This is a genomic window from Rhodococcus sp. EPR-157, assembly GCF_001647195.1.
Taxonomy (GTDB): domain Bacteria; phylum Actinomycetota; class Actinomycetes; order Mycobacteriales; family Mycobacteriaceae; genus Rhodococcoides.
Genome location: NZ_LVCV01000398.1, coordinates 1 through 12268, shown reverse-complemented (window position 1 = coordinate 12268; position 12268 = coordinate 1). Strand labels below are relative to the sequence as shown.

General features: G+C 64.2%; 12 protein-coding genes. 7 read left to right on the top strand and 5 right to left on the bottom strand.

From position 1 onward, the window contains the following. Nucleotides 1–20: 20 nt before the first annotated feature. The gene (locus A2J03_RS18180) at nucleotides 21–380 is read right to left on the bottom strand and encodes an ArsR/SmtB family transcription factor (protein ID WP_068376580.1); all 360 of its coding nucleotides are present in this window, start codon (nucleotides 378–380) and stop codon (nucleotides 21–23) included. Then, a complete protein-coding gene (locus A2J03_RS18175; RefSeq protein WP_068376704.1) occupies nucleotides 361–1644 on the bottom strand; it encodes an MFS transporter in 1284 nt (427 codons plus the stop codon). Before A2J03_RS18175 ends, A2J03_RS18180 begins: the two co-directional genes overlap by 20 nt. Nucleotides 1645–1850: 206 nt before the next feature. Here A2J03_RS18175 and A2J03_RS18170 point away from each other — a divergent pair, with 206 nt between their 5' ends. The 6 genes from A2J03_RS18170 to A2J03_RS18145 all read left to right on the top strand — a co-directional run bounded on the left by A2J03_RS18170 (nucleotide 1851) and on the right by A2J03_RS18145 (nucleotide 8292). Next, nucleotides 1851–3176: a TrkH family potassium uptake protein gene (locus A2J03_RS18170; RefSeq protein WP_068376701.1), complete on the top strand. Its 1326-nt coding sequence runs from the start codon at nucleotides 1851–1853 to the stop codon at nucleotides 3174–3176. Then, a complete protein-coding gene (locus A2J03_RS18165; RefSeq protein ID WP_082897917.1) occupies nucleotides 3169–3834 on the top strand; it encodes a potassium channel family protein in 666 nt (221 codons plus the stop codon). Before A2J03_RS18170 ends, A2J03_RS18165 begins: the two co-directional genes overlap by 8 nt. A gap of 70 nt (nucleotides 3835–3904) precedes the next feature. Beyond that, entirely contained in the window at nucleotides 3905–5065 is a 1161-nt protein-coding gene (gene menE, locus A2J03_RS18160; RefSeq protein ID WP_442971376.1) for an o-succinylbenzoate--CoA ligase, read from the top strand. 45 nt (nucleotides 5066–5110) lie between these two features. Further along, nucleotides 5111–5884, top strand: a complete 774-nt coding sequence (locus A2J03_RS18155) for a PIG-L family deacetylase (RefSeq protein WP_068376575.1) — start codon at nucleotides 5111–5113, stop codon at nucleotides 5882–5884. A 183-nt stretch (nucleotides 5885–6067) separates the two neighbouring features. Beyond that, nucleotides 6068–7351 carry an Hsp70 family protein gene (locus tag A2J03_RS18150; protein WP_068376572.1) on the top strand — a complete coding sequence of 428 codons (1284 nt, stop codon included), beginning with the start codon at nucleotides 6068–6070 and terminating at the stop codon, nucleotides 7349–7351. A gap of 71 nt (nucleotides 7352–7422) precedes the next feature. Next, the gene (locus A2J03_RS18145; RefSeq protein WP_068376569.1) at nucleotides 7423–8292 is read left to right on the top strand and encodes a 1,4-dihydroxy-2-naphthoate polyprenyltransferase; all 870 of its coding nucleotides are present in this window, start codon (nucleotides 7423–7425) and stop codon (nucleotides 8290–8292) included. Here A2J03_RS18145 and A2J03_RS18140 read toward each other — a convergent pair. The 3 genes from A2J03_RS18140 to A2J03_RS18130 all read right to left on the bottom strand — a co-directional run bounded on the left by A2J03_RS18140 (nucleotide 8289) and on the right by A2J03_RS18130 (nucleotide 9588). Continuing rightward, a complete protein-coding gene (locus A2J03_RS18140; protein ID WP_068376566.1) occupies nucleotides 8289–8669 on the bottom strand; it encodes a phage holin family protein in 381 nt (126 codons plus the stop codon). The genes A2J03_RS18145 and A2J03_RS18140 overlap by 4 nt on opposite strands. A gap of 159 nt (nucleotides 8670–8828) precedes the next feature. Beyond that, nucleotides 8829–9368 carry a Clp protease N-terminal domain-containing protein gene (locus A2J03_RS18135; RefSeq protein WP_068376563.1) on the bottom strand — a complete coding sequence of 180 codons (540 nt, stop codon included), beginning with the start codon at nucleotides 9366–9368 and terminating at the stop codon, nucleotides 8829–8831. Between the two features lie 10 nt (nucleotides 9369–9378). Further along, on the bottom strand, nucleotides 9379–9588 hold the full coding sequence (locus tag A2J03_RS18130) for a hypothetical protein (protein WP_068376555.1): 210 nt from the start codon (nucleotides 9586–9588) through the stop codon (nucleotides 9379–9381). A gap of 87 nt (nucleotides 9589–9675) precedes the next feature. Between A2J03_RS18130 and pepN the strand changes: the two genes are divergently transcribed. After that, nucleotides 9676–12138 (top strand): aminopeptidase N, encoded by a 2463-nt coding sequence (pepN, locus tag A2J03_RS18125; RefSeq protein WP_068376695.1) that lies wholly within the window; start codon nucleotides 9676–9678, stop codon nucleotides 12136–12138. Nucleotides 12139–12268 lie beyond the last annotated feature (130 nt).

Below are 12268 nucleotides of genomic sequence, written 5' to 3'. Positions count from 1 at the left end.
TGTTCCACAGCGGGACCGGTCTATTCGTGGGGTGGTTCGCCGGTGACCTTGTGGTCGGCGAAGTTGAGCCCCTCGCGGACGAGACGGGCCAGGTGTCCGTCGCTGAGTCGGTAGATGACGTTGCGGCCGTCCTTGCGGGTATCGACCATGCCGGTGAAGCGCAGTTTGGCCAGGTGCTGGCTCACTGCGGTGCGGGAGGCTCCGGTGGCAGCGGTCAGCGCGCTCACATCCGCAGGACCGCGGTCGAGTAGCCACAGGATGTGCAGCCGGGTGGGGTCGGACAGCATCCGGAAGGCGTCGCTGGCCGTGGTCAGTCGCGCGACGTCGGGTTCGACCGCGTGGTCCAGACTGATCTGCGGCTCATGTTCCGGTGCTGGCATCGAAGATGGTCTCCCTACGCGGAGGCGACGACCGAGATACGGAGCCACTCCACAGTCGCGCTGCGGACAGTGCTGCAAGTGTAGCCAAGACCGATAGAGCTATCGCTGCTACGACCTGGCCGATCTGCGCGCCAATCCACCCCGCCACCGGGTACGTGATGAGAAACGCAGCGTGTGACAGTGAGAATTGAGCCGTGAAGATCGACGTACGCGACCCGTCGTCGGATTCGCGGCGCAGCACCCGGGCTGACGGGGTGCTGATCATCGAAGTTCCCGCGCCCAGTGTTGTCCACACCAAGCCGAGATGGATCCAACCCGCAGTCCCGCCCGAGGCGGTCGCAGCCACGATGGCTGCCGCTGCGGTCCCGACGACAGTGACCACAGCGCCGGTGAGCATCAGGCGTCGATCCGATATGAATGTCAGGACTATGGGAATGCACAACGCGGCCGCCATCGACCCCGCGCCGTAGAAGCCCAATGCGATGGCGACTCCACTGTTGGAACCGCCGAACAGATCGCGGACGTAGACCACGGTGTTGACCACGACCAGCGCTGTCGCGGACGCGACGACCACATTCAGAGCCAGCAAACCACGCAAGGCAGGGTTGACGAGGAACGCTCTGACACCGGTTGTCGCGCGATCCATGAACGGTTCACCTCGTTCGGGCGCAACATACTTCGGCAGAGTTGTTCCGAGGACCATCACCGCGGAGATCACGAACCCAAGGGACGTGCCGACGAACAAGGTGTGGAAGCTGATGACCGTCAGCAGTACGGCGGCGAGGAGCGGGCTCAACAAGGATTCGAGGTCGTACGCGAGTCGCGAGAGCGTCAGTGCTCGCGTGTACTGGTCCTCGTCCTGGACGACGGACGGAATGACGGCCTGGAAGGTTGGGGTGAACGTCGCCGACGCCGCCTGCAGAACGAAAATCAGTACGTACACCTGCCACACCTGATCGACGAACGGCAGCGCCAGCGCGGTCGCCGCGCGTACGGCATCCGCCGCGACCAGAACTCCCTTGCGTGGTAGCCGGTCCGTCAACACCGAAACAATCGGCGCGACACCGACATAGGCAGCCATCTTGATGGCGAGCGCAGTGCCCAACACAGCGCCTGCGGAGCTACCGGCGATGTCGTACGCCAACAAACCCAGCGCCACCGTGAGCAACCCTGTGCCCACCAGAGCGACCACCTGAGCGGTGAACAGGCGGCGGAACGCCGGAATCGCGAGAACGTGGCTCGTCTCGGACGGTGCTGCGGGCATACTCAAAACATACACACGTGTGCGCAAGTGCGCACACGTGAACTGGGTCGATTTGGTTTCTCTGTGCGGGTCCGCAGGACAAAGCATGGTCAGTCCCCCGACTCCGGCCGACCGATCGATTCTGATCGAGCGCGTCACCGACCAGTACGCTACGTCCGGTGACGAGTGCCTCAGGCGAGTTCAAGCAGGTGCCCCGGTCGAAAGTGATGGCGAAACTGACCCCGGTGCGGTTGGTCGCACTGGGCTTCGCTGCTGCCATCGCAGTCGGCACGGGGTTGTTGATGCTTCCGGCCGCGACTGAACTCGCTAGCGATACCGACGTGCTGGGTGCGTTGTTCACGGCGACGTCGGCCATGAGCCTGACCGGTCTGATCGTCGTCGACACACCGACACACTGGTCCGGATTCGGCCAAGGGGTCATCCTCGCCCTCATCCAAATCGGCGGGTTCGGAATCATGACCATTGCGTCGCTGGTCGGTTTGATACTCGCCGACCGAATCGGCCTGCGGGGTCGACTCAACGCTGCCGCCGAAGTACGAACCTCGGGGCTCGGCGACGTCCGAAGCGTCGTCATCGGAGTTGCCCGCACCAGCGTCATCATCGAAGCGACCGTCGCCGTCGCACTAGCTGTCCGCTTCGCCGTGGGCTACGGCGAATCACCGACCCGTGCGCTCTGGCTGGGGATCTTCCACTCCGTCTCGGCGTTCAACAACGCCGGATTCGCCCTGTTCAGCGACAACATGATCGGCTTCGCCACCGACCCCTGGATATGCATCCCGTTGCTGGTCGCAGTGGTACTGGGCGGTCTCGGTTTTCCGGTGCTCTTCGAAATCTATCGTCATATGCGACGGCGTTCCCAGCGGCGATGGTCGCTGCACACCCGACTGACACTGTCCGTCACCGCCGTCCTACTCGTAGTCGGCCCGGTTCTGGTGTTAGCGCTCGAATGGTCCCGCACCCTGACCGAATTCGGATTCGGGAGCAAACTCCTCGTCGCGGCGTTCCAAGGAATCATGCCGCGCACCGCCGGTTTCAACAGCATCGACTATGCCCAGGCCGACAACGCCACTTTGCTGGTCACAGACGTATTGATGTTCATCGGCGGCGGCAGCGGCGGAACTGCTGGAGGAATCAAGGTCACCACGTTCGCGATACTGCTGTTCGTGATCATCGCCGAAGTCCGCGGCGATCGAGCCGTGACGGTATTCGACCGGCAAATCGACGCACGAGTTCAACGCCAGGCACTGACAGTGGCACTCGTGGGCGTCGCGCTGGTGATGATCCCGGTGGTGGCTCTTCTGGCGGGAACGGACTTCGACCTCGACGTGCTGTTGTTCGAGGTCGTGTCCGCATTCGCAACCGTGGGGCTGTCCACAGGCATCACCGCCCAACTGCCCGCATGGGGCCAACTGATTCTGGTTGTCCTGATGTACTTGGGGCGCATCGGCTCGATTACCCTCGTCAGCGCCCTTGCCGCACGAGAGCGCGACCGCCGGTACGCACTTCCCAAGGAAAGGCCGTTCATTGGCTAGGAAACCGTCCTCCGACGTGGGCGCCGTCCTCGGCCTCGGCCGCTTCGGCAAGTCCCTCGCACTCGAGCTGATGTCACAGGGCACCGAGGTCCTCGGCGTCGACACCGACGAGGCCGTCGTCCAACGAGTTTCCGATCGCCTTACCCATGCCGCCGTCGCAGATACTACCGACGAGGAGTCGTTACGGCAGCTGTCGGTCCACGAATGCGACCGTGCCGTGGTGGGGATCGGATCCGACCTCGAAGCGAGTCTGCTCACTGCGTCCGCACTGATAAACCTGGGCGTCACCAACATTTGGGCCAAGGCGATCAGCAACGCCCACGCAAAGATCTTGAATCAGATCGGCGTTCATCACGTTGTCCGGCCCGAACACGACATGGGCAAGCGAGTCGCCCACCTCGTGCGAGGCCGGATGATGGACTACATCGAGTTCGACGACGGGTTCGCAATGGTCAAGACCTCGCCGCCGTCGTTCCTCATCGGAGACAAGCTCGGTCAGAGTGCAATCCGAACCAAGCACAAGGTCACCGTGGTCGCGATCAAACGTCCAGGTGAGGGTTTCACCTACGCCACCGCAGACACGGTGATCGCTGCCGGTGACACCATCATCGTTTCGGGCCAAGTCCGCGACACCGAACGCTTCAGCGAACTGACCTGAAGCTGCCTCTGGCGTCACTGCTTCGACGAGGTCGCGGATCCGTTCACGATCTAGTGTCGAGCCTGTGAACATGCTCGAAGAACTGCAGATTCCTACCGGCGACGCCGCGGCCGAGATCCTGCCGCGGCTCGTCTCCGTTCTGGCCGGCGCTTCACCCGCGGTGTTGCCGGTTCCTGCCACCGACGAGCGCGAGGCACAGCGGCTACGTGACGCGCTGGTCCCGGGAACCGAGATCGAAGCAGCTGCGGCCCTCGTCGTCGCGACGTCCGGCACCACCGGCACACCCAAGGGCGCCATGCTGTCGGCGTCTGCGCTGCGGGCGAGCGGAAACGCGACGCACGATCGCCTCGGCGGTCCCGGAACGTGGCTCCTCGCGCTGCCCGCCCACCACATAGCCGGGATGCAGGTGCTACTGCGCAGCGTGCTCGCGAACACAGATCCGGTGATTCTCGACGTCGGTGCGGGTTTCGACCCCTCGGAACTACCGGCTGCAGTCGCTCGGATGTCCGGCCGCCGGTACACCTCCCTGGTGCCCACACAGCTGGTCAAGGCTCTCGACGATCCCGCTGCGACCGAGGCGCTGACGCAGTTCGACGCCGTGCTGCTCGGGGGCGCGGCGACTCCGGTTCCATTGCGGGAGAGAGCCGTCGCGGCCGGCATCTCGATCGTCCGGACCTACGGCATGAGCGAGACAGCGGGCGGATGCGTCTACGACGGCGTGCCCTTGGACGGCACGCGTCTCCGCATCGATTCTGGGCACATCGATTCGGGTCGCGTCGTGCTGGGCGGGGCGACCGTGGCGCTCGGGTACCGCGGCTGGCCGGACCATCCGGCGTTCGCCGAGCACGGATGGTTCCGCACCGACGATGCAGGTCGGCTGACGGACGGTGTTCTGTCGATCGAGGGCAGGCTCGACGAAGCCATCTCCACCGGCGGTCTCACGGTGGTGCCGCAGGTCGTCGAAGCCGCGCTCGCGACGCATCCTGCGGTGCGCGAGTGCGCCGTCGCGGGTCTCGACGACACCAGGCTCGGCCAGCGAGTCGTCGCAGCAGTCGTTGCGTCTTCGGCCGTGACGCTGGCCGAGCTGCGGGAACACGTTGCACTGACGTTGGATCCGACGGCGGCTCCCCGCGAGCTGTACCTGGTCGATGCGCTCCCGATGCGGGGGCCCGGCAAGCTGGATCGCGCTCGGCTGCGGGCGGTGTTGCAGACGCTGGCACCTCATCGGTGAACCTGCAAGTGAGACAGCCGACGGACACCGTGCAAGCATTCGTACATGAGCACACTGGTCTGCTTTCACGCCCATCCCGACGACGAGGTTTTCAATACGGGCGGCGTCATGCGCCTCGCGGCCGACGCAGGCCATCGAGTAGTACTCGTCACCGCTACCGACGGTGCCCTCGGCGAGTTTCCCGACGGCATCCTGTCCGACGGTGAAACACTCGCCGAACGACGGCGGTCCGAGCTGGCCGAATCGGCGGACATTCTCGGGGTGAGTCGAATAGTGATGCTGCACTACCTCGACTCGGGCATGGCAGGGACTCCGGAGAACGGCAATCCCGACGCTTTCTGCAACGCCGACGTCGAGGACGCGGCCGGCAAGCTGGCTGCGGTGTTGAACGAGGAGAACGCCGACGTTCTGACGATCTACGACCCGAACGGTGGGTACGGGCACCCCGACCACATCGCGGTCCACGTCGTGGGGCTCCGCGCGGCCGAGATCGCGGGCACGAAAAACGTCTACGAGACAACCACCAATCGTGATCACTTGAGGGCACTCGTCGAGGCGAATCCGAACTGGTCCGAAGAAAACAGTCCCCCCGACATGGACTCCTTCGGACTGCCCGAATCCGAGATCACGACCATCGTCGACGTCGGTTCGGTCATGGATGCAAAACGTCGGGCGATGCAGGCGCACGCAACTCAGATCGGCGACTTCGGTCCGTTCCTCGAAATGCCTCTCGAGATGCTGCAGACAGCATTCGGCCGGGAGTGGTTCCGACGGGTAGGCGGTGGTCCCGGGCTCACCGAGACGGAGTTACCCCTCTAACCCCCACCTGCGTCGTTCGACCGGCCAGACACCGTCGGCGACCAGGCGCTAGGGTCACCACAATCGCCTTTCAGTCGGTTATGAGTCGGAAAACAGACCGTGAGACGGTATGGTGAGGCCCGAGGAGACGTACGCCGCGGCGGATGCGACGTGCTGTCAGGGGATGGGAGGCCACGAGCAGCGATGGTTTCGTCAGTCGGCATGTCCATGGGCACCAGCGGGATACGCGCGGTCCGGACCACCGACGGGCGGTCGTTCGCGGCCGAGTGGTTCCCGTCGGCTGGTCCGGTACCCGATGCCGAGGACGTTGCGCACGCAATTCGCGCGATCGTCGATCGGCCCGATGCCCCCCATTCACTCGGCGTGGCGTTCCCCGATCCCGATTACAGCGCCGCTCTCAAGACCGCCCTGGTCGAGGAGTACGTCTCGGAAGTGCACATCATCTCGGAGATTGCCGGGACGATCGAGAAGCTACGGTCGGACCCGGGGTTCAAGTACCGCACGGTCGCGCTGTACGACCTGGGAGCGACCGGCCTGGAGATGACCGTCGCCGACATCGACAGCGGAACCGTCTACGCGACGACGCGGTCGTCCGAACTCAGCGGTTCCTCCATCGATTGGGCTGTCCGCGAACACCTTCTGACTCTCGACATCCTCGCGGTACCTCGCAACCAAGAGGAAGAGGCCTCGCTGCTCGAGTTCAGCAAGGAGATCAAGGAAGCGCTCTCCACACACGAGGCGACGCAGACCTCCGACGGACAGTTCCGGCTCATGGACCGTCGTATGTTCGACCTACAGATCATCCGACCGGCCGAGCGATCCGCAATCGCGCTGCGCGATCTGGCGGAGATGTCGGAAATCCCACCCGAGGTCGTCGTCGCGATCGGTGGTGGCTCTCGGATTCCGCTCGTCCAGGACGTGCTGCGTCGCTATCTGCACATCCCGGTGATCGTGCCGGAAAACCCAGAGTTGCTCAGCGCCGAAGGCGCAGCGCTCTACGCGACGCGGGTCGACGAGGCCCGACCGCCGACGCCGACCGCAGCCAGGCGCAACGCAAGAACTCTGCTGACGCCGCTCCTCAGGTTCGGCCTACCGTCGATCGTCGCCATCGGTCTGCTGTCGTGGATGTTGTGGCCGGATGCAAGTGCCGACCGTTCTGTGGCCGGCACCCCTGTCACCACCATCGCAGAGACGGCGTCGACGACGAGAGTCACGGCGTCCGATCGGCCGGCAGCGACATCGACGGCACCTACCTCGGCTCCGGTGGTGGCAACGACGACCGTCCCTCCGAGCCCCGATCCCCATGCGCCGACTCCATACGTTGCGCGATACGACACCGACGCATACGTGGCGCCGTACGCACCTCCGCCTCCGGCCCCTGCTCCGGCACCGGCTCCGTTCCAACTCCCGCAAATTCAGCTGCCTCAGATTCAGCTACCAGCACTTCCGCGTTTGCCGTTGCCCTGAGCGACTCGGTGCCTCGTGGCAGCGTCGTACCTCGTGCAGACGGGCAGTCTGCGATACGCAAAGATCATGCAATGGCCACGACAGCTCACTGGATCGAGGGCGCACGCCCGCGAACCTTCCCGAATGCGATTGCACCCGTCCTCGTCGGCACCGGCGCCGCAGCCTCGCTCGACGGCGCGGTGTGGTGGAAGGCGTTGTTGGCACTCGTCGTATCGCTGGCACTGATCATCGGCGTCAATTTCGCCAACGACTACTCCGACGGTATCCGCGGAACCGACGACGAGCGGGTTGGCCCTTTGCGGCTCGTCGGATCAGGCCTCGCATCTCCGCAGGCTGTGAAAGCTGCCGCCATCGGCTGCTTCGCCGTCGGAGCCGTCGCGGGGCTGGCGCTGGCGGCGACGTCGGCATGGTGGCTCGTCGCGATCGGTGTCGTGTGCATCGCGGGCGCGTGGTTCTACACCGGAGGGGCGAAACCGTACGGGTACAGCGGACTCGGTGAGGTCGCGGTGTTCGTGTTCTTCGGGTTGGTCGCGGTGCTCGGCACCCAGTTCGTTCAAGCAGGCCGGGTCGACTGGGCGGGCCTCGTCGCAGCCGTGGCAGTCGGGTCGTTCTCCAGCGCGGTGCTCGTCGCCAACAATCTGCGCGACATCGACACCGACCCGGATTCCGGAAAGCACACTCTCGCCGTGCGGTTGGGAGACACCCGAACCCGGCTGTTGCACCTGGCGCTGATGGTCGTACCGTTCGCGGTCACCGTGGCGCTCGTGGCCCGCACTCCGTGGGCGCTCGTCGCGCTCATCGCGCTCCCCCTCGCCGCTCGGGCGAACAAACCGGTACGAACGGGCGCGACAGGGTTGGCGCTCATACCGGCCCTCCGCGATTCCGGGCTCGCAATGTTGGTGTGGGGTCTCTCGACCGGAGGTGCGCTGGCGTTCGCCTAGCGCTTGTCGGGAACGAATGCCCCCAGCAAGAAGTTCACGATCGAGATGATCAGTGCACCCCAGAATGCGGCTCCGAATCCGGTGATCAACAGTCCGTAGTCTGTTGCCGTCGAGATCCACGCCGTCAACATCAACATCAGGGCATTGATGACGAGGGTGAACAACCCGAGCGTCAGAATCAGAAGCGGCAGCGACAGCAACTGCACCACCGGCTTGATGAAGGCATTCACGATGGTGAACACCGCTGCAACTCCCGCGAGGACGATCAAATCCCAGCCGGTGCCACGGCCGGAGCTGGCGAGGTCGATTCCGCCGACCCACTGCGCTGCAAGCCAGATCGCGACTGCATTGATGACGAGCCGTACGAGAAATGTCATGCCAGACACCCTAGGTGGTGAGGGCCGCGGTAGCCATGGATGGTGGTCGGGCTCTCGCGGTCGCTCCGCTCCAGTGGCGCGGTCGCTCCGCTCCAGTGGCCGCGGTCGCTCCGCTCCAGTGGCGCGGTTGAGTGCACTGGCGTGCGCTCAACCGCGCCACTAGGGGACCAGGGATTCGATCCGCTCACGCAGCCGATCAGGCTGACGCACGATGTCGAGGAAGCCGTCGTCAGCGCCTCGAATCAGGCCGAGCAGCAGGTGCTCACAGCGGATTTCCGAATCCTTGTGCGCGATGGCCTCACGCAACGCCAGCTCCAATACCTTCTTCGCGTTGGGCGCGAAAGCGATGTGCCCCGACTTTCGACGCAGCCACCCCTTCTTCTCATCGGCAGGTCGGTCGAGCGCACCTTCACCGAACGTGGCCTCGAGGCTCGCGCGGACCGCATCGAGGTCGATGCCAATCGATTCCAGCGCCTTCGAATCACCATCACCCAGCGCAATCCCGTCGGACAGCTTCGATCTCACCGACTCGGAGGTGTACCCCTCACCGTCCAACACGCCGCGGAGCCCAGGTTTCGCGGATGCGATGACACCCAGAAAAACATGAACAGGTTCGATTCGCGTTGCCTTCAGGTGCCGCGCTTCCCTCTGGGCTGCGATGACGGCCTCACGCGCATCACTGGTGAACTTCTCGAACATCTTCGCGCTCCTAGTTTCCGTTGTGCTTCTTGTGCACGGCTTGCTTGCTCACTTCGAGCGAGTCGGCGATCGCTTGCCATGACCACCCCTGCCGTCGCGCGTTGCGCACCTGAATCGCCTCCAGCCGCTCGAGTAACCGGCGGAGCGCGAGGACGGCCCGAAGGCCCTCCTTCGGATCCGGGCTACCTGCTGCGGCCGCGAGTGTCGTTGCTTCCGTCATGAACGTCAACGTACGTTGACAAACCAGTTTCGTCAACCTTGATTGACGCGCCGGTGCGAACCGGTGACGCCGCATACCCTGGAAGTCGTGAACACCGCGAACCTCTCCCGGACCGAGACCCGACGTCGATCACGGCACATCTCCAACGTCGCCTATCGCGTCGAGTTGGACCTGCGGAGCGCAGCCGATGCCCAGCGAGACAGCTTCGGCACACGAACAACCATCACGTTCGACGCCAGCACCGAAGCGACGTGGCTCGACTTCATCGGCCCGGAGGTTCTGTCGGTAACTATCGACGGCACGCCTGTCCCCGTCGACCACGACGGCTCCCGGATTCAGCTCGTCGGACTGGGCCGCCACAACACCGTCGTCGTCGATGCCCTCGGCAGGTACAGCAGGTCCGGGGAGGGTCTGCACCGCTTCGTCGACCCGGTCGACGACGAGGTGTACCTCTACACCCAGTACGAGCCCGCCGATGCGAGACGGGTGTTCGCGAACTTCGAACAACCGGACATCAAGGCTCCGTTCACTTTTCAGGTCACGGCACCCGAGCGCTGGGAAGTCTTGTCGAACCGAAGCGGCAACCGTTCCGGCCAGACGGTCACCTTCGAGCCGACGCTCCCGATCTCGACGTACATCACCGCAGTCGCCGCAGGCCCGTACCACCGGGCGGAATCAACCTGGTCCAGGGGCACATTGACCGTCCCGTTGGCGGCACTGTGCCGATCCTCGCTCGCGGAGTACTTCGACCCCGAGGACATCTTCGAGATCACCAAGCAGGGGCTCGATTTCTACCACGACAAATTCGGCTTGCCCTACCCCTTCGGCAAGTACGACCAGATCTTCGTACCCGAGTACAACCTGGGAGCGATGGAGAACCCGGGACTCGTCACGTTCACCGAGTCCTACGTATTCCGTTCGGCTGCAACGGAAGCACAGTACGAGCAGCGCGCCAATACGATTCTTCACGAAATGGCCCACATGTGGTTCGGTGACCTCGTCACGATGGAGTGGTGGGATGATCTGTGGCTGAAGGAATCGTTCGCCGACTTCATGGGCGCCTTCGTGTCTGCGCATGCGACGCGATTCACCGACGCATGGGTGAGCTTCGCGAATCGCCGCAAAGCGTGGGCCTACCTGCAGGATCAACTCCCGACGACACATCCGATCGTCGCCGACATCCCTGATCTCGAAGCCGCGAAATTGAACTTCGACGGCATCACCTACGCCAAGGGCGCGAGCGTGCTCAAACAGCTCGCGGCGTATGTCGGAGAGGACGCGTTCTTCGAAGCCTCGCGCAGGTACTTCGCCGAATTCGCCTACGGTAATACGACGCTCGCAGATCTACTCATCCATGCATCGGCGGCATCCGGTCGCAATCTCGACGACTGGGCCGCAGCGTGGCTGCAGACGACCGGGGTGTCGACGCTGTCATGCACCGGCTCGGCAATCGAACAGACCGACCCACGACCACACCGGCTCGCGATCGGCCTGTACGACGAGGATTCAGAAGGCAACTTGGTTCGCGTCCACCGTCGCGAGATCGACATCAGCGCGGCGAGCACGCCGATCGAATTGCCCAGCGCCGCACTGACTCTCCTCAACGACGACGACCTGACCTACGCGAAAATGCGGTTCGACGCCTCCTCGCTCGCAACGATCGAATCGTCACTCGATCGCGTCGCGGATCCTCTCGCGCGCGGCTTGATCTGGTCGGCTCTGTGGAACTCCACCCGCGACGCCGACCTGGACCCCACTACCTACGTCGAGATCGCATCGAAGTTCGCGGGTTCCGAGACGAAGGTGGGTGTTGCCAGCGCTGTCGTTGCCAACGTTCAGTATGCGATCGACCACTATCTCGACGATCCCGACACCGCTTCGCAGACATGGATTTCCACCTGCTGGAGCCAACTCGAGACGTCCGACCCCGGCAGCGATGGACAGATCGTGTGGCTACGAGCAGTCGCGGCCGCATCCCAGGCGTCGGACGCCCGCGCCGGGCAGATCGAACGACTTGTCGACGGCACCCTGCCCATCGAAGGCCTCGAACTGGATCCAGAGCAACGGTGGATGCTGATTCGTTCGCTGAGCGCCCTCGGCCACACTTCCAGGGCATCTCTGGATGCCGAATTGCACAACGACAAAACGGCTTCCGGACTGAATTCGCACCGAGCCGCGGTCGCAGCACAGCCGACCGCGGAAGCAAAGGCCCGAGCGTGGTCCGATCTGACGGAGTCGACCGAACTGTCCAACGACGCGGTCGACGCCACCGTAACCGGACTGCGAGCAGGTGGACGGCGAGACCTGCTCGCCCAGTACGACGACCTCTATTTCGACGCCATCGCAGAACTGTGGTCCACGCGCAGCATCGAGATCGCACGACGGCTCGTCGTCGGCCTCTTTCCTCAGCAGGAGTCGACGGATGCAGCCGATGCCTGGCTGTCCGCGCACGAATGGGCGCCGGCCGCGTTGCGCAGGTTGGTCATCGAGCAACGCGATCATCTCGCCCGCGCACTGAGGGTTCGCCGGGCTTTCGGGCAACCAGGGTAAGAATCTTGCCGTGTGGACTGACATAGCCCATCCCCACGCATTCGCGGAGACTCGCCCATTCGCAGCCTGCATGTAGACGGGTCCCGCAATACGCACCGCACTTCAATCCCGGGGCGTCGACGCCGGAAGG

Bases quoted from the DNA above. Each gene is read 5' to 3' on its own strand.
- A2J03_RS18180 (WP_068376580.1), bottom strand. From the start codon at position 380: ATGCCAGCACCGGAACATGAGCCGCAGATCAGTCTGGACCACGCGGTC.
- A2J03_RS18175 (WP_068376704.1), bottom strand. From the start codon at position 1,644: ATGCCCGCAGCACCGTCCGAGACGAGCCACGTTCTCGCGATTCCGGCG.
- A2J03_RS18170 (WP_068376701.1), top strand. From the start codon at position 1,851: ATGGCGAAACTGACCCCGGTGCGGTTGGTCGCACTGGGCTTCGCTGCT.
- menE (WP_442971376.1), top strand. From the start codon at position 3,905: ATGCTCGAAGAACTGCAGATTCCTACCGGCGACGCCGCGGCCGAGATC.
- A2J03_RS18155 (WP_068376575.1), top strand. From the start codon at position 5,111: ATGAGCACACTGGTCTGCTTTCACGCCCATCCCGACGACGAGGTTTTC.
- A2J03_RS18150 (WP_068376572.1), top strand. From the start codon at position 6,068: ATGGTTTCGTCAGTCGGCATGTCCATGGGCACCAGCGGGATACGCGCG.
- A2J03_RS18145 (WP_068376569.1), top strand. From the start codon at position 7,423: ATGGCCACGACAGCTCACTGGATCGAGGGCGCACGCCCGCGAACCTTC.
- A2J03_RS18140 (WP_068376566.1), bottom strand. From the start codon at position 8,669: ATGACATTTCTCGTACGGCTCGTCATCAATGCAGTCGCGATCTGGCTT.
- A2J03_RS18135 (WP_068376563.1), bottom strand. From the start codon at position 9,368: ATGTTCGAGAAGTTCACCAGTGATGCGCGTGAGGCCGTCATCGCAGCC.
- A2J03_RS18130 (WP_068376555.1), bottom strand. From the start codon at position 9,588: ATGACGGAAGCAACGACACTCGCGGCCGCAGCAGGTAGCCCGGATCCG.